Annotated in this window: 12 protein-coding genes, 1 tRNA gene and 1 other RNA gene; 5 read left to right on the top strand and 9 right to left on the bottom strand. The window is 64.3% G+C overall.

All coding sequences use genetic code 11. The features are described 5' to 3' along the window. Positions 1-163: 163 nt before the first annotated feature. A complete protein-coding gene (locus JOF28_RS13760; protein WP_209706398.1) occupies positions 164-3565 on the bottom strand; it encodes a family 20 glycosylhydrolase in 3402 nt (1133 codons plus the stop codon). Positions 3566-3757: 192 nt separating this feature from the next. On the opposite strand from JOF28_RS13760, the gene JOF28_RS13755 reads away from it, so the two are divergent. The 5 genes from JOF28_RS13755 (at position 3758) to JOF28_RS13735 (ending at position 7743) form a co-directional block, all read left to right on the top strand. Next, positions 3758-4771, top strand: coding sequence for a LacI family DNA-binding transcriptional regulator (locus JOF28_RS13755; protein WP_209706396.1), 1014 nt, complete (start codon positions 3758-3760; stop codon positions 4769-4771). A gap of 72 nt (positions 4772-4843) precedes the next feature. Continuing rightward, positions 4844-6103: a Na+/H+ antiporter NhaA gene (nhaA, locus tag JOF28_RS13750; protein WP_209706394.1), complete on the top strand. Its 1260-nt coding sequence runs from the start codon at positions 4844-4846 to the stop codon at positions 6101-6103. A gap of 230 nt (positions 6104-6333) precedes the next feature. Beyond that, a tRNA-Lys gene (locus JOF28_RS13745) sits at positions 6334-6405 on the top strand. Between the two features lie 86 nt (positions 6406-6491). Then, positions 6492-7295, top strand: a complete 804-nt coding sequence (locus JOF28_RS13740; protein ID WP_209706392.1) for an inositol monophosphatase family protein — start codon at positions 6492-6494, stop codon at positions 7293-7295. 49 nt (positions 7296-7344) lie between these two features. Then, a complete protein-coding gene (locus tag JOF28_RS13735) occupies positions 7345-7743 on the top strand; it encodes a DUF3054 domain-containing protein (protein WP_209706390.1) in 399 nt (132 codons plus the stop codon). A 90-nt stretch (positions 7744-7833) separates the two neighbouring features. On the opposite strand, the gene gap is transcribed toward JOF28_RS13735, so the two are convergent. The 8 genes from gap to yczR form a co-directional block, all read right to left on the bottom strand. Then, positions 7834-8832 carry a type I glyceraldehyde-3-phosphate dehydrogenase gene (gene gap, locus JOF28_RS13730; protein ID WP_209706388.1) on the bottom strand — a complete coding sequence of 333 codons (999 nt, stop codon included), beginning with the start codon at positions 8830-8832 and terminating at the stop codon, positions 7834-7836. A 142-nt stretch (positions 8833-8974) separates the two neighbouring features. Then, entirely contained in the window at positions 8975-9943 is a 969-nt protein-coding gene (locus JOF28_RS13725; RefSeq protein ID WP_209706385.1) for a GlxA family transcriptional regulator, read from the bottom strand. Between the two features lie 172 nt (positions 9944-10115). Continuing rightward, positions 10116-10487: a transfer-messenger RNA gene (gene ssrA / locus JOF28_RS13720) on the bottom strand. Positions 10488-10654: 167 nt separating this feature from the next. Next, positions 10655-11131 carry an SsrA-binding protein SmpB gene (smpB, locus tag JOF28_RS13715; RefSeq protein WP_209706383.1) on the bottom strand — a complete coding sequence of 159 codons (477 nt, stop codon included), beginning with the start codon at positions 11129-11131 and terminating at the stop codon, positions 10655-10657. 130 nt (positions 11132-11261) lie between these two features. Further along, on the bottom strand, positions 11262-12176 hold the full coding sequence (gene ftsX, locus JOF28_RS13710) for a permease-like cell division protein FtsX (protein ID WP_209706381.1): 915 nt from the start codon (positions 12174-12176) through the stop codon (positions 11262-11264). Next, on the bottom strand, positions 12173-13498 hold the full coding sequence (ftsE, locus tag JOF28_RS13705) for a cell division ATP-binding protein FtsE (protein ID WP_209706379.1): 1326 nt from the start codon (positions 13496-13498) through the stop codon (positions 12173-12175). Before ftsE ends, ftsX begins: the two co-directional genes overlap by 4 nt. 52 nt (positions 13499-13550) lie before the next feature. Continuing rightward, positions 13551-14660: a peptide chain release factor 2 gene (gene prfB / locus JOF28_RS13700; RefSeq protein WP_209706378.1), complete on the bottom strand. Its 1110-nt coding sequence runs from the start codon at positions 14658-14660 to the stop codon at positions 13551-13553. Between the two features lie 51 nt (positions 14661-14711). Further along, a complete protein-coding gene (yczR, locus tag JOF28_RS13695) occupies positions 14712-16148 on the bottom strand; it encodes a MocR-like transcription factor YczR (protein WP_209706376.1) in 1437 nt (478 codons plus the stop codon). Between the last annotated feature and the right edge of the window lie 36 nt (positions 16149-16184).

Genomic DNA, 16184 nt, shown 5'->3' with positions numbered 1-16184 from the left:
CTTAAGAAGTCAGCGGCTTCGAATTTCCCCGGGGGCGGCGCGCATTGGCGCCTCCCCCGGGGATTTTTGCGCTTGGGGCACGAACCCCCATTTCGTGACTCGAGCCCCGTTACGCAACGCGCGGTCGAGGCCGCGCTCTTACTCTGCTTACAAACTCTGCGCGCTAACCCTGCGCACCTGAGGCGTTCGCTCCCTCCTCGCTCTGCACGGGTGATCCGTCGGCCGAACCGTCGGCGTCATTGACACCGGCTTCGCCCGCGGGCTCAGCTACGGCCTTCTTTCCGGATCCGTTCCCATTGCCCTTCGAGGCTCCGTTCGCGGCTCCCTTCGAGGCACCGTTCGCGGCCCCCTTCGCGGCTCCGTTCGCAGCGCCCTTCGCGGCACCCTTTGCAGCACCGTTCGCATTGGCCGAGGCGTTTGCCGAGGCCGCAGCGCTCGCCATGGCACTCGCCTGGGATGCAGCCGAGTTGCCTGATCCGGAGCCGCCGTTTGCGTCGGCTGCGGCACCCGCGTCAGATCCTCCATCAGCATCAGCATCAGCGCCGCCCGGGGTTTCTGCCACGGTGAACGTCGCCTCGGCCTGAGCGCCAGACACAGCACCCGTGGCGGTGATGGTGTGGCTGCCCGCGGCTTCGGCGGCAACCACCCAGTCGGCCACGATGTTTCCGTCGAGATCGGCTTGGGCCGTGATCGTTGCTGCGGCGAGCGCCTCACCCTCGGGCTGGTCGCCTTCGCTCAAGTTGACCAGCTCGCCCGGGGCAAACCCGGTGCCTGAGACCTTGAGCGTGTCCCCGGGTTGCGCCGTATCGTGATCGAGCGTGATCGCGGCGGTGTACTCGGGAATGGGGGCGGGTGTGCCAGTCACCGCGAGCTCGCCGATGGTCGCCCACGGGTTACCCTGGGCTTCTGAGAGTGCGACGAGCTTGACGTATCGCGTGGTGACGGGCGCGAAGCTCGTCAGCTGCGCGGTGGCCGTGTTGGCGAAGTTGCCCGCCACAACCGCGTCACCCCAGTCGCCGTCAACCTGGTTGGTGGTTGCTGAGGTGTATACCTCGTACTGGGCGATGCGGCCGTTGGCCGCGCCCTGGTTGGATCCGCTGCGCCCGGTGTACCAGAGGCCGCAGATGTCACGGGATTCGCCGAGATCGACGACGATGGCGTGCGGGTAGCGCGCCTCGGTCGGTGACCACTGCGTGTGCCAGTAGGTGGCGGGGTCGCCATCGATGGCTGCGGCCGCTGGGCCGTTCGGCGCGGGTTCGCCGCTCAGCTGCTCGCTCGAGACGTCGGAGACGCCGCTGGGGCGCAGCTGTTCGGTGGAGCAGGCTCCGCTCGTGGCGAGCTGCGTGCTCGCGTGCACGGTGCCGTCGCTGCCCTGCCAGTCAAGCTTGGCGGTTGCTGCCCCGGTGTATCCCTTGACGTTGACGAGGGTGATCTTGGCCGTGCCGGTCTCGCCTGCCGCGATCGTGGCGGGCAGCGGTTCAGTAACGACCCCGGTCCACCCATCAGGCAACTCGGTGATCGCGACCTTCGCGTCTGCGATGACGGTATCGGTCGAGTTCGTCGCGGTGACGGTCACCTCTGCAGCGTTGCCCGGCAGTACCCCGGCCGCGTCGGTGGTGGCGCTCAGTGAGGCTGACCCGTTCAGCACCCAGGTGGTGGTTGCCCAGTCGTGCGGGGCCTGAATCACGCCGCCCGCTGCGACATCACCAAAGTTGTCGTAGGCGACGGGTACGTTGGTGAGGCCCGGAGAGACCACAACCGACTGCTGGCTGGCGGCGTTCGCGATGGTGTAGCCACCGTCGACCTGCCTCAGCTGCCATTTTTGCAGTGTCGTGTCGGCGCATTCGGCCGTGGTGATCCCCGCACCAATCTGTACCGGAACGTTCAGTCGCATCGTGCCGGTGCGTGAGAGGTCGAGGCACTGCCCCGTCGCGTTTTTAATCGTGTAGTACCCGTCGCTCGTGTGCGCGAGAGTGAATGCGGTGGCGCTCTCCCCCACTGTGACGTTGCCGTCGCCGGTGGCCATCAGCGAGTTGCCCGCTGCCGCGTCGGTGATGGTGAACGAACCCTCGGCAACGGGCTGCCGGTTCTCGGTGCCCCACAGCGGCGCACGCCCGATGTTGTTCATGGTTGCTTTGAAGGCGTCGTAGCCCGCCCATGGCCGGTCGTTGGTCCAGGTGGCCTGAGCGACGAAGCGCAGCGGTTCAAACATGCGTTCTTCGGTGACGTTCTCGGCTTCCTTCGGCGTACCGCCGTCGGGCCAGATGCTCATGCGTGCGCCGATGACGCCCTCGGTGTCGGCGGGCAGTTTCTCGCCGTAGAACTCGTTCGGGGTCCAGCCCGAGTCGTAGAGCCCGCGGGAGTTCACGCCGTAGCCACCGCGCACCATGTACAGCGAGTTGCTCACGTTGTTGACCTGGTGGCCCCACTTGAGAAACGTGCTCGGTCGAATGCTCGACCCGGCTTGGTTCCAGTGCTCCACCAAAATGTCGGTGTCGAACCGCACGAATTTGTTATCGGCCATCACGCCGTCGTTCCAGATGCGCAGGCTCTTGCCGCGCTCCTTCACGTAGTCGTTAATGCGGTTGACGTACCAGGCAACGACGTCGTTTTCGGTCGCGCCCGCCCCAAATTTGGCCTCTGCGAACTGGCGAATCTGCGGATAGTTGGCGTACCCACTGCCGAGCATGTACTCGTCGACGCCCAGGTGCCAGTACGGTGCGGTGAAGACCTCGGCGTACTCGTCCATCAGGTCGGTGTAGAACTCGAACGCCGCATCTTGCGTAATGTCGAGCCGTACTTCGTCCTTACGGCCGTTTGCGGGGTTCGTGAGTTGCAGCTCGGGCATATTCTCGAGCCAAATCTCCATGTGGCCCGGCGAGTTAATCTCGGGGATCACGGTGATGCCACGCGCTTCGGCACGCTCGACCAGACGACGCACGTCATCCTTGGTGTAGTACGACCAGGTGTTGGTCTGGGGATACTTATCGATCTTCACCTTGAGCTCGACCATGAGCGTATTGAGCTTCAGAAACGACATCTCAGTGATGAGCCGATCAATGAACTCTGGCGAGATATTGATCACGCAGGCGCACACCGTCACCCCGCGTTCTTCGTACTCGGGCACATCGACGGTGCTGCCGCCGGGCAGCACCGTCTGCTGCATCAGCATCTGCACGAGGGTGCGGGTGCCATAGAAGACACCGGATCGCGTAGCCCCGGTGATGGTCACTTCTGAGCCCACTGCGAGCTCGTAGCCTTCTGCGCCGAGCTCGGCGCGATCCGGATCAAGCACCAACACCACTTCAGGATCGCCAGCTGCGTGCTCAGCGGGCAATACGGCCTGCAGCTCTTCGGTCAAGATGTCGGCGACGCCGGTGAGCTCAGGGGTATTTTCTGCCGGCCGCACATGCAGGCCTTCGCCCGCGTCGAGGCTGCCCGGCACCGACTGCCACTGCGCAATCGAGGGCACGACATCGGGAACGGGCACTTCGTTGGCGAACGCTGGGGACGATGTGAGCGCGACCCCCGTCGCAATCGTGGCGCAGGCAGCGAAGCCTGCCACCGCAGATCTCCACCTCCGCCTCGGGCGAGAGTTGATCAAAGACACGGGACCACCTTTCCAGAGCCCAGCCGGGGCCGGGCTTCGAACATCATTGTGCGAATATGGCATCGATAACATATTGTCCAGCGCTTCACGCTGTCAATACCCTTTGGTCACATCCCGTTACTTCGTCTCACCGAATACAGGAGCGACATGTCACATACTCCAGGCGCCCGCGCCCCCTCCATGCTCGACGTTGCCCGCGCCGCTGGGGTCTCTGCGCAAACGGTGTCTCGGGTGCTGCGCGATCACCCCTACGTCGCCCCCGAGAAGCAAGCCCGGGTACTTCGCGCGGTCGAGGCGCTCGGGTATCGCCGCAACCCTGCCGCCCAGGCGCTCTCATCGGGGCGCACCTCGGTTATTGGGCTCGTATCAATGACGGGCGACTCGTACGCCGGGGCCATCACCCAATCAAGCATTGAGTACGCGGCCGATGCCCGGGGTTACGTGGTCGTGGGCGCGCACGCGACCCGCGCGACACCAGAGGCCATCCACGATGCGCTCGAGCGCGTCACCAGGCTGGGCGCCGAGGCCATCATCTTGGCGCACCCGGTCGATCACCTCGCGGCGCGCACCCAGCGGCTCATTGCTGGCCTCCCCACGGTGAGTTTGAGCGGCGCGGCCAGCATCGGCGGGGCCTCCCTCGCGATTGATCAGGCCGAGGTCGCTCGCCTCGCCACCTCACACCTGCTCGCGCTCGGGCACCGCAGCGTCTGGCATCTGTCAGGGCCGGGTGACTGGGCTGACTCTGTTGCGCGCGAACACGCCTGGCGCACCACGCTGCAGGCAGCAGATGCAGCCATCCCACCCGTGCTGCACGGCGACTGGAGCCCCGCGGGCGGATACGCGGCGGGGCTCACCCTCCCCGCAGACGCCACCGCCGTGTTCGCCTCAAACGACGAGATGGCGTTCGGCCTCATCCACGCACTGCGCGAGACCGGCCGCCGCGTTCCCGAAGACGTCTCGGTCGTCGGCGTCGATGACGTGCCGCTCGCCGCCTACAGCGCGCCCCCGCTCACCACCGTCGCGCAGCCCTTTGCGCCACTGGGCGCGGCTGCCGTCGCGGCGCTCACCGCGAGGCTCGAGGGCGGGCGCGATCCGGATCCCCAGACGTTCGTCCCCCAGCTCGTCGTGAGAAAGTCAACGGCCCAGCCCCGCAGCCACTAAGCTGGGTCTCGGTGTGTCGGGAAGCCTGGTCGACGATGTCGTCCCAGCTGCCCAAAACCGTAAAGGTGCACTATGAACCAGCCTCACCCCACCGCCGCCGCTCCCACCACTCGTGGTCGACGCCGCCGCATTCTCACGCTCGTCAATAAACGCGAGGCCGCCCGCGTCAGCAGGCTGTTACGTGCCGAACTCGTCGGCGGCGTCATCATTATGGTCGCCGCCCTGCTCGGGTTCGTGATGGCAAATAGCCCCCTCGCCGAGGGCTTCTTCGCGCTGCGCGATACCCGCATTGGGCCCGAATCCCTGCACCTAAATCTGTCGATTGGCCAGTGGGCCTCTGACGGATTGCTCGCAATCTTCTTCTTCATGGTCGGGCTCGAACTCAAACGCGAGTTCGTTGCCGGGGCGCTGCGGCGCTTCTCAACCGCGGTGGTGCCTGTCGCGGCCGCCTTTGGTGGGGTCGCGGTGCCCGCACTGATCTATGCCGCGATCAACGTCGGCGGCCCCGGCGCTTCGGGCTGGGCCATCCCCACCGCCACCGATATCGCGTTTGCCGTCGCCGTGCTGGGTCTGCTGGCCCCGCGCATTCCGCCGGCGCTGCGCATGTTCCTGCTGACGCTTGCAGTCGTCGACGATCTTATCGCGATCACCATCATCGCGATCTTCTACACCGCCCAGATCAACCTGCTCCCCCTCGTTATTGCCATCGTGCCCCTGACGCTCTACGCATTTATCGCGCACCGCTTCCCGCAGCAGCTCGCTCGCGGCACCTGGGCGCCGTGGCTCATCATGCTGCCCCTCGGCGTGGTTGTGTGGGCACTGTTTCACGCCTCGGGCATTCATGCGACCATCGCGGGCGTGGTGCTGGCCTTCACGATTCCCGTGTCAGGCCGCAAGGCCACTCCCCTCACCGAGGTCTTCGAGCACCGTTTCCGCCCACTTTCTACGGGCATCGCCGTACCGATCTTTGCGTTCTTCGCAGCAGGCGTGGCCGTCGGCGGCGACTCGAACTTTCCGTTCGACCCCATTGCCACGGGCATCATGATCGGATTGGTGATCGGTAAGCCCATCGGCATCTCCCTCACCACCTGGCTGCTCACCCGGTTCACCAGGGCCGAGCTTGACCCCGCAGTGAAGTGGCGAGAGCTCATCGGGGTGGGCGCACTCGCCGGGGTGGGCTTCACCGTTTCGCTGCTGGTGACCGAGCTCAGCCTCACGCACCCGGGTGATGCCGACACCGCCCGTCTCGCGGTGATGGCCGCCTCGATTGTCGCGGTCGGCGTCGCCGCCTGCTTCCTCGTGCGCAAGCCCCGCGCCCACACCTTCGCGTAGTTGTTACCGAGCGCCGCCCCACTTTCCCCGCAACCTTGCCTGGGCGGCGCTTGGTAACAATGCCGGTTGGGCGTCACAAATGCTTGACATTCCTGCCCCCAACACCGAGACTGGCCATAGCGGGGCTTGCGCCACGCCCGGGTCACTGCGCCCGTTTTACCGGGCGCGAAAGCCCGTGCTATAGTAATTCTTGTTGCCGCGGCAACGGAAAGTCACTCAGCGAGTGACATGCGCCTCTAGCTCAATGGCAGAGCAGCTGACTCTTAATCAGCGGGTTCCCGGTTCGAGTCCGGGGGGGCGCACGGAATGCAGATAAGGCCCGACTATTTAGTCGGGCCTTTCGCATATCCAGCACTTGTTTACTCTCCCGTCATGGAAAGCGTGCTTGATGATTCCCCAGCCTGTTACCCCCTCGGCCGATCTCCAGTTCGCTCTCGAACTCGCCGATCTCGCTGATTCAATCTCCCTCCCCCGCTTTCGCGCGGCAGATCTCACTATTAAGACGAAGCCCGATCGCACGTTTGTCACCGACGCCGACCAAGCAGTCGAGGCCGCCATTCGGAGTCGCATCGAAGCTGAGCGCCCGAACGATAGTTTCTTCGGCGAAGAATCTGGTCGCACCGAGCGCGGCTCACGCCGCTGGGTCATCGATCCCATCGATGGCACCTCGAACTATTTGCGTGGCGTTCCCAACTGGGGCACGCTCATCGCCCTCGAAGTCGACGAGGTGCCCACCGTGGGTGTCGTCTCGGCCCCCGCTTTCGGTGCACGCTGGTGGGCTGAGACCGGTGGTGGCTCATGGGGCCAGCAGGCAGGCGAGGCACCCCGCCGCCTCAACGTGTCGGGCGTGAAAGATCTTGAGCACGCCTCGCTCAGTTTTCAGAGCATCGAGCAGTGGGATCTTGCGGGCTACCTCACGCCCCTCATCGAGCTCTCACGTGCCGTCTGGCGCGATCGTGCGTACGGTGACATGTGGTCGTACATGCTGCTCGCCGAGGGCCTCGTCGACATCGTCGCCGAGTTTGACGTGAAGCCCTACGACCTCAGCGCACTCGTACCCATTGTGCGCGAGGCCGGCGGTCGCTTCACCGACATTAACGGTGCCGATAGTGCATGGAACGGCAGCTCACTCGCGAGTAACGGCGCCCTGCACGACGCGGTGCTGCAGGTCGTCAACCGCGCACGCGATTAGGCGCACGCTCACCTGATCCGCACAATCGGCCCGGCCTAGACTGGGAATGATGACTGCGCAGCTCTCCCCCTCGCCCAAACCACTCACGGTAGCACTCGCGTTCGCGTGCGATGCCGCCCTACTACTGGTGTTCGCTGGCCTCGGCCGCTCAAGCCACGCACGCGACGCAAGCGTGTGGGGCCTGTTTGAGACGGCCTGGCCGTTTCTGGCGGGCCTGGCCATCATGTGGCTGGTGACACGCGCCCACAGGCGCCCCCTCGCGGTGCTGCGCACTGGGGTGCCGCTGTGGATCGGCACGGTCGCGCTGGGCATGGCGCTGCGGCTGCTCACCGGATCGGGCGCGGCCCTCGCCTTCGTGATGGTCGCCACAATCACGGTGGCCGTATTCTTGCTCGGCTGGCGCGCGATTGCCGCACTCGTGCTGCGATTGCGGCGCCGCGCAGGCTAATACCGCGCACACCAATACCGCACCGCATACACAAAGCCGGCCCCGCGCAGTTTGATCTGCGCGGGGCCGGCTTTGTCGTACAGTTGCGAGTTACGCTGCGAGGCGCTCCAGCATCTGGGCGGCGCGGTTCGAGAAACCACGCTCGTTGTCATACCAGGCCACAACCTTGACGTGCTTGCCGGCCACGCGGGTCAGCTCAGAGTCGAAGATTGAGGAGTGAGTGTTGCCCACGATGTCGCTCGATACGAGGGGCTCTTCCGAGTACTCGAGTACACCGGCGAGCGCGCCGTTGGCGGCCGTGCGGTATGCCTCGAGAACCTCTTCGCGGGTAACCTCGCGCGACACAGCCGCGTTCAGCTCGACGATCGAGCCCACGGGTACCGGCACGCGCAGCGAGTCGCCCGAGAGCTTGCCGTCGAGGTTGGGGAGCACGAGGCCGATGGCCGCTGCTGCGCCCGTCGATGACGGGATGATGTTGAGGGCGGCTGCGCGGGCACGGCGCAGGTCGCTGTGGGGTGCGTCGACGAGGCGCTGATCCTGCGTGTACGCGTGGACCGTGGTCATGAAGCCCTGCTCGATGCCTGCGAGGTCATCGAGGACCTTAGCGAGGGGAGCCAGTGCGTTCGTGGTGCACGATGCGTTCGACACGATGGTGTGCGCCGATGCGTCGTACTTGTCGTCGTTCACGCCGAGTACGACGGTGAGGTCTGCGCCCTTTGCGGGTGCGCTCACGAGCACGCGGCGTGCGCCAGCCTCGATGTGCTTGTTTGCGTCTTCGCGCTTCGTGAAGAAGCCGGTCGACTCGAGCACAACGTCAACACCGAGCTCTGCCCAGGGGAGGTTTGCGGGGTCGCGCTCAGCAATGATCTTGATGCGGCGATCGTCAACGACGAGGTCGCTGCCGTCTACCGAAACCTCGAAGGGCGCCTTGCCGTACACGCTGTCGCGTGAGAACAGGTGCGCGAGCGTGGCCGCGTCGGTCAGGTCGTTAATTGCAACAACCTCGAGGTCGCTTCCCTGTTCGATGATCGCGCGCAGTACGCCGCGACCAATTCGTCCGAAACCGTTAATAGCCACTCGAGCTGTCATGAATCTGTTCCCTTTCAACGGAGACATTCTTTTACTATCTCCAGAATGGCCGAGATTTCAGATCTCTACCAGTGGCAGCAATGCCACAGTTCGAAAGGATCCTGCCAACACTCCCGGGATGGGGCCAAACACTCCTCAGGCGCTACCCCAGATGGTCATCTGACGTTCGTTCTGAGTCTCGCGAGAAGGCTCGGCGATACTCCGATGGCGTCGTCCCCAGCACCCGCCGAAAGTACCGGCGCAGGTTCGTGGCGGTGCCGAGCCCAACCTCGGCAGAGATCTCATCGACCCCCAGATCCGACTCCTCGAGTAGCTCGCGGGCCCGGTCAACTCGCGCGCGCATCACCCACTGCATGGGCGTGTACCCGGTCTCATCGCGGAACCTACGCGCGAAGGTGCGCGGCGACACGACGGCGTTCTCGGCGAGCGCTTCGATCGAGAGGGGTTCTGAAAGCCGGCCCAGCACCCACTCGCGGGTGCGGGTAAACCGCTCACCGTGGGGTTCGGGCACGCTCTGCGGCACATACTGTGCCTGCCCGCCGCTGCGGTACGGGGCGGCCACGAGGCGCCGCGCCGCGTGGTTGGCGGCGGCCATGCCGGCCTCCTGGCGCAGAATGTGCAGGCACAGGTCGATCCCTGAGGCGGCCCCCGCAGAGGTCAGCACCGATCCCTCGTCGACGAACAGCACCCGCTCATCAACCCGCACTTCGGGGAACTGCTCGGCAAGGATGCGCGAGTAGTGCCAGTGTGTAGTCGCACGCCGGCCGTTCAGTAACCCCGTCGCGGCCAGCGCGAACGCTCCAGTCGAGATAGCGGCGATGCGGGCGCCGCGCGCGTGGGCTACCCGCAACGCTTCGAGCAGCGCCTCGGGCGGCGGCTCGACGTTGGGCCGCTGATACCCGGGCAGAAAGATGAGGTCGACATCATCGAGCGCGTCGAGGCCGTGCTCAACATGGTACGAGAGGCCGTCGCTGCCCGAGATCAGGCCGGGGTTCACCCCGCACACCTCAACTGAATAGGGCATGCTCGCACGGGTGGCAAACACCTGCGCTGGGATACCAACATCGAGGGGCTTCGCCCCCTCCAGCACAACTACGGCCACGCGCTTCATAGTGCTTCAGCTTACTGGGCGCGGTGTCATCACACGACACCGCCACGATTCAGCGAGCCTGGCTCAGCCAGTGAGGCGGGCACACACCGCCTAGCAAGCGCAACAGCAAACGGCACACATGTGCGGTGCTGGCGCAAGAGGCGATAACGCCACAGTGCATAATGTTTTTCTCCGGTGGAGCCGCGGGGAATTGAACCCCGGTCCACTTCGATGATTCCATGCCTTCTACGGGTGTATTTCGTGAAAACGTTCTACTCGGCCTCGCTCTTTACCACGAACAGCTAGTGCGACAGGCCCAGCCTCAGAAAAAGTCCCGATGTGCCCTGAGACACGACACATCAGCAAGCCCCCTAAATGACGTCAGGAACCGGGGCAGGGGCACACCCGGCCTGACGGACTCGGTCTCGTGCTTAGGCAGCGAGAGCGAAGTCGGTGCGCTTAACGTTGGCACCTATTGGTTTGCGAAGGGCGTTAACGAGATAACTCCGCGTCCTCGACCCGCTTCTCATCGTCTCAAACCGACGTGTCGAAACCGATCGGCCCCGAAATCGCGCCAAATAACGGCGCGGTTGGAGCATTCACATTATGCACTGTGGAGTTATCAAATTCGGCCGCGAGGCCGAACCCCAAGCATACCACTTTCGTGGCCGCCCGCACGGGGCTTCGCCCAGAGCTGAGCGTGCGGGCGCGCACAGGTTTTAATCAGCGAGACTAGTCACCCATGCGGTTGCGCTGGCGCATCGCCCGCTCGGCCTCGCGGGTGTCTTGACGTTCCCGCAGCACCTGACGCTTGTCATACTCTTTTTTGCCCTTGGCGAGCGCGATCTCTACCTTCACGCGGCCGTTCAAAAAGTACAGCCGCAGCGGCACGATCGTCATGCCACCCTCGCGGGTCTTCTGGTACAGCTTGTCAATCTGCTGACGGTGCAGCAGCAGCTTGCGCTTGCGACGCGGCGCATGGTTCGTCCACGAACCGTTCAAGTACTCGGGAATGTACGCGGTATCAAGCCAGGCTTCGCCCCGATCAATAAACACGTACCCGTCGACCAGGGAGGCCCGGCCCATGCGCAGCGATTTTACTTCGCTGCCCGTGAGCACCATCCCCGCCTCGTAGGTGTCGATGATGAGGTACTCATGCCGAGCCTTCTTGTTCGAAGCAATGAGCTTCTCACCGGTCTCCTTGGGCATGGAACGTCCTTCCTCGCGAGGCGTGTTGGTCGCGGCGGTTGCCGCGGTCGAATCAAGATGCGCGCGGTGCGGGGCACCGCGCGCATCGATCCGGCGCTAAACACCCAGCCTATCGCGGCAGGGATCGGAGCTATACCCGCAGGTATCTCGCGATTGCGATCTTGGCGGCAATCGCCGACAAAATCGCGCCCACGATCAGCAGAATGGGCGGCACCACGAGCGATTGCTCGACCGTAATGTAGCTCGTAAATGGCACCTCAGAGACCAAGAAACCCTGCACAAAGAACTTCACGATGGCCACCGAGGCGGCGCCAGCAAGCACCGCACCAATGAGCGCGGCGATAATGCCCTCAAGAATGAACGGGGTTTGGATGAACCTGTTCGAGGCACCGACGAGGCGCATAATGCCGATTTCACGGCGGCGCGAGTACGCCGACAGCCTGATCGTGGTCGAGATCAGCAGCATCGCCGCCACCAGCATCAGCCCGGCAATCGAGATCGCGGTGTAGCTCGCCACCCCCAAGAACAAGAAGATGCGGTCGAGCAGGCTGCGCTGATCAGAGACGCTCTGCACGCCGGGGATCCCCGCGAAGGTTTCCTCGATGATCTCAGATCGCGAAGAGTCCTTAAGCTTCACCCAGAAGGTCTGGTTCAGCTGCTCAGGCTTCGTGATATCAAGAATCGGGTTGCCCTTGAACTGCTCTTGAAACTCTTCATACGCCTTCTCGTGCGTAATGAAGAAGTAGTCATCGACGTAGGGAGCGAGCGTGTCAGACTTCAACGCGTCTTCGACGGCCGTGATCTCTGCCTCCCCCGCATCGCTGCCCGAACAGGTGGGACTCTCGTCATAATCGGTGCACAGGTACACCGCCACCTGAGCGCGATCGAACCAGAAGGTCTTCATCTGCTGGATCTGCAGCTGCATCAAAATCGCGGCACCCACGAACGTGAGCGACACAAAGGTCACCAAGATCACCGAAATAACGACTGAAATGTTGCGGCGGAGGCCGCTCATGACCTCGCCGAATACTAGCCCAGCCCTCATCGCACAGGCCCCACATCTGTCTCATCGTCATTTTTACGCAGCAACCCGAGGTGCTCTGCGAGATTGCCTGTCTCTGACATGCGCACCGCATCCATCGGGCGACCGGGGTCAAGAAAACTAGGAATTCGTTTCGCCTGCGGGCCGGCATCGCGGGTATCGGTGAAGTCGTCGTCGATCTCTTCATCGGCCTCGCCAAAGGGCGCGGGCTCGGCATACACCGAGGCTTCGCGCCGCACGGGCTCTGCCGCCGGCTGGAACATCTCGGCCGCCGTGGCGGGCGCCTGGGGCACTGCGGGCTCCCCCGCTGCCTGGGCGGCTGCCTGGGCCGCCGCCTCGGTGGTCTCGATGTTCTCGGCCTGCTCGGCGTGCTCCGCCGCTGCCTCAGCGTCCGCTGCTGCCTCGGCCACAGCTGCCGACGAGGTCTCCGCTGCATCCGCAGCCTCGCCCGCGGTGGCCTGCGCGTCAGTGGCTGACGAAGCGGGGGTGGGATCTTGATCCGGATCATTGGGGGCCTGTGTCGCCCCGATGGTCGCGAGCATCGCGGCCTCCTCGGGGGCCAGCGCCGCGCGTACGACCGCCTCGGTCGTACGCAGCACCTGCATGCCCTGGGCCGACAGGTCGCTCACGGGGATGGATGCGGTCTCGCCGTAGCCGCCGCCGACCTCATCGCGCACGATGATGCCCTGCGAGAGCTCGACCACGCGCTGCTGCATGATGTCTACGAAGGTGGCCTCGTGCGTCGCCATCACCACGGTGGTTCCCGAGGCGTTAATGGCGCGCAGCAACTGCATAATGCCCAGGCTCGTCGCGGGGTCGAGGTTACCCGTTGGCTCGTCGGCCATCAAGATCGCAGGCTTGTTCACAATCGCGCGCGCAATGGCGACGCGCTGCTGCTCACCGCCCGAAAGCTCGTGCGGAAACCGCTTGGCCTTGTTCGCAAGCCCGACCATCTCGAGGGTGTCGGGCACCGCTTCTTGGATGAACCCGCGAGACTTACCGATGACCTGCAGCGTAAACGCCACATTGTCGTAGACGGTCTTGTTTTGCAGCAGCCTGAAGTCTTGAAACACCGTGCCCAGATTGCGCCGAAAGTACGGCACTTTGCGCGACGATATCTTGCTGAGGTCTTGCCCCAGCACGTGAATCTTGCCGCTCGTCTGGAGGTCTTCGCGCAAAATCAAGCGCAGGCAGCTCGACTTACCTGACCCGGAAGCGCCCACGATAAACACGAACTCGCCCCGGTCGACCTTGAGGTCGATACCGTCGAGCGCGGGTTTTTGTGTGCCCCGGTATTTCTTGGAGACATTTTCGAAGAGAATCATGACAGGTTTGACCCTATGCCCCGAGCCTGAAAAGCAAGCGCAGGCGCGCGGATTACTGGTTCTTCATCAGCGAGCGCCAGCGAATACCCGCGGCGATGAACGCATCGATTTCTCCGTCAAACACCGAATCGGGTTGCGTAGATTCGTGCCCGGTGCGCAGATCCTTCACGAGTTGCTGCCCGTAGAGGAAGTATGAGCGAATCTGGTCGCCCCAGCTCGCGGTCACCGAACCCGCGAGTTCCTTCTTCTTTGCCGCTTCCTGTTCCTTCTGCAGCAGCAGCAGGCGCGTCTGCAGCAGGCGCATAGCGGCGGCACGGTTCTGAATCTGCGACTTCTCGTTCTGCATCGAGATCACAATGCCCGTGGGAATGTGGGTGATGCGCACGGCCGAGTCAGTCGTGTTCACCGACTGGCCGCCGGGGCCGCTCGAACGGTAAACATCCACGCGAATGTCGAGCTCAGGAATATCGACCTCGGTGGCTTCTTCCAACAGCGGAATAACCTCAACGCCGGCAAAGCTCGTCTGGCGCTTATCGGCAGAGCCAAAGGGGCTGATGCGGGCGAGGCGGTGTGTACCGGCCTCGACCGACAACTTGCCGAAGGCAAACGGTACGTCGATCTCGAAGGTGGCCGACTTGATGCCGGCGCCCTCGGCGTACGAGGTGTCGAGCACCTTCGCCGGATAGCTGTGGTGTTCAGCCCAGCGCAGGTACATGCGCAGCAGCATTTCAGCGAAGTCGGTCGCGTCGTCACCGCCAGCGCCCGAGCGAATCGTGACGACCGCAGCGCGCTCGTCGTATTCGCCGCCGAGCATGGTCTGCACCTCGAGATCTTGCATGGCTTTCTCGAGCAGCTCAAGCTCAGCCATCACCTCGCGCTCAGAGTCTGCGTCTTCCATCTCTTGCGCCAGCTCGGCCAGCACCTCAAGATCGTCGATGCGCTGCTCGACACCGCGCAGCTTCTTAACGCGTGCCTGGCGGTGCGAGAGACCACTCGTCACCTTCTGCGCGGCGGCAGGATCATCCCACAAACCGGGGGCGACGGCCTGCTCCTCAAACTCCGCGATTTCTCGGTCGAGCTTGGCCAGGTCGGTCACCGCCGCAATGTCGGCGTAGGTGGAGCGGATCGCGCGGAGGCGTGCACTGAAATCGATATCGAGCATGATTACACGATTCTACCGCGTGCAGCACTCCTTGGGCGCCCGAAGCCACAGCTACAGGACCGCGCCCTCCCGTAGCGGCGGTGCGGGAGGACCGCCGCGCACCTGCCACGCGCTGGCAAGGCGAGTGACGACCTCGGGGATCTGCTCGAGTGGCAGGGTGAACGGTATGCGGATGAAGCGCTCGAAAACGCCAGGGCTGCCGAACCTCGGCCCCGGAGTGAGTCGGACTCCCACCTGAGTAGCCTCGCGCGCCAGTGCCGTGCTGCGGTGCTCGCCGAGATCAACCCAGGTACACGCGCCACCCACTACCGCCGAGGGGCGCCAGCCGGGAAGCTCGGCCGCGAGTCGCGAAATCAACAGCCGGTGCCGCGGCGTCAGTTCGCGACACCGGTCGGCCAGAATCTCGTCGTAGGACTCGAGTGCGTAGGTGGCAATCACCTGCTCCCATACCCCTGTGCCGAGGTCACCCAACCGCCGCGCGACTTCAAGGCGATCGATCAGCTCAGGAGCGGCGCGAATCCAACCGATGCGAAGCCCACCCCACACTGTCTTACCCAGAGACCCCACGGTGATGATGGCATCTTGTTGGTAGGGGTGTTCAGCCGCAGCCGCGAACGGCAGCACGGTGCGCAGCTCCCCCAGTGTGAGCTCCGCGGTTGTTTCATCAACGAGAATGTGACTGCCCCTCGCAGTGAGTGTCGCAATGAGTTCCCCGCGCAATTCCGCGGGCATGCTTGATCCTGTGGGGTTGTGGTGATCCGGGATCAGATAAGCCAGCCGAGGGCTCACGCGCGCCGCGATCTCGAGCGCTGCGGCTGGGTCTCGCTGGCTCACCTCAACCGGTAGCTCTGCGATCAGGGCACCGGTCGCAGCCAGAGCACCGCGGGCATGCGGATAGCTCGGTGCCTCGATAAGCGCACGGTCGCCTCGGGCGAGCAGCGTGCGTGCGACAAGGAAAATGGCGTGCTGCGCCCCGAGCGTCACCATGATCTGTTCAGGCGAGGTCGGCAGCCCGCGCGCGCTGTAGCGTTCAGCGATGGTGCGCCGTAGCTCGGATGCTCCGATCGTGTCGTAGCCTGGCAGCTCGAAGGCATCTGGCCGTTCTTCGAATGCTCGCTGTCCCAGGGAAGCGAGCCCCTGCCACGGCGCAGGGGTCGCCTGGGTCAGATCGAACGCTCCAGCTCCGATCCCCTCGTCGTGGGCTATCTCAACTGTGCGCGGCACGCGCACCACGGTGCCGGATCCCTGCCTCGAGACCGCGATCGCTCCGTCACGCAACCGTTGGTAAGCGGCAGCCACGGTGGTGCGGCTGACTCCGAGCTCTTCGGCGAGACGGCGCTCTGCAGGCAGCGCGGAGCCGGGGGCCACGGCGCCATCACGGGTCAGTAGTTCGATGGAATCGGCGAGCTCACGGTAGCTATGGCCGTCGCCGCGCCACTCCCCGAGCAGCTGCCGCAACCGATGAGCGGTAATCCGCTGCGCAATCATGAGGCCAGTGTATACAGATTGGACTCTTGTTTAACA

Origin of the sequence: Leucobacter exalbidus (assembly GCF_017834145.1) — a bacterium.
Taxonomy (GTDB): domain Bacteria; phylum Actinomycetota; class Actinomycetes; order Actinomycetales; family Microbacteriaceae; genus Leucobacter; species Leucobacter exalbidus.
Note: the sequence above shows the minus strand (reverse complement) of the source record. Positions and strands in the feature narration are given on the sequence as shown.

Coding starts and splice junctions, on each gene's coding strand:
- JOF28_RS13755 (WP_209706396.1), top strand. CDS start 3,758: ATGTCACATACTCCAGGCGCCCGCGCCCCCTCCATGCTCGACGTTGCC.
- nhaA (WP_209706394.1), top strand. CDS start 4,844: ATGAACCAGCCTCACCCCACCGCCGCCGCTCCCACCACTCGTGGTCGA.
- JOF28_RS13740 (WP_209706392.1), top strand. CDS start 6,492: ATGATTCCCCAGCCTGTTACCCCCTCGGCCGATCTCCAGTTCGCTCTC.
- JOF28_RS13735 (WP_209706390.1), top strand. CDS start 7,345: ATGACTGCGCAGCTCTCCCCCTCGCCCAAACCACTCACGGTAGCACTC.
- gap (WP_209706388.1), bottom strand. CDS start 8,832: ATGACAGCTCGAGTGGCTATTAACGGTTTCGGACGAATTGGTCGCGGC.
- JOF28_RS13725 (WP_209706385.1), bottom strand. CDS start 9,943: ATGAAGCGCGTGGCCGTAGTTGTGCTGGAGGGGGCGAAGCCCCTCGAT.
- smpB (WP_209706383.1), bottom strand. CDS start 11,131: ATGCCCAAGGAGACCGGTGAGAAGCTCATTGCTTCGAACAAGAAGGCT.
- ftsX (WP_209706381.1), bottom strand. CDS start 12,176: ATGAGGGCTGGGCTAGTATTCGGCGAGGTCATGAGCGGCCTCCGCCGC.
- ftsE (WP_209706379.1), bottom strand. CDS start 13,498: ATGATTCTCTTCGAAAATGTCTCCAAGAAATACCGGGGCACACAAAAA.
- prfB (WP_209706378.1), bottom strand. CDS start 14,660: ATGCTCGATATCGATTTCAGTGCACGCCTCCGCGCGATCCGCTCCACC.
- yczR (WP_209706376.1), bottom strand. CDS start 16,148: ATGATTGCGCAGCGGATTACCGCTCATCGGTTGCGGCAGCTGCTCGGG.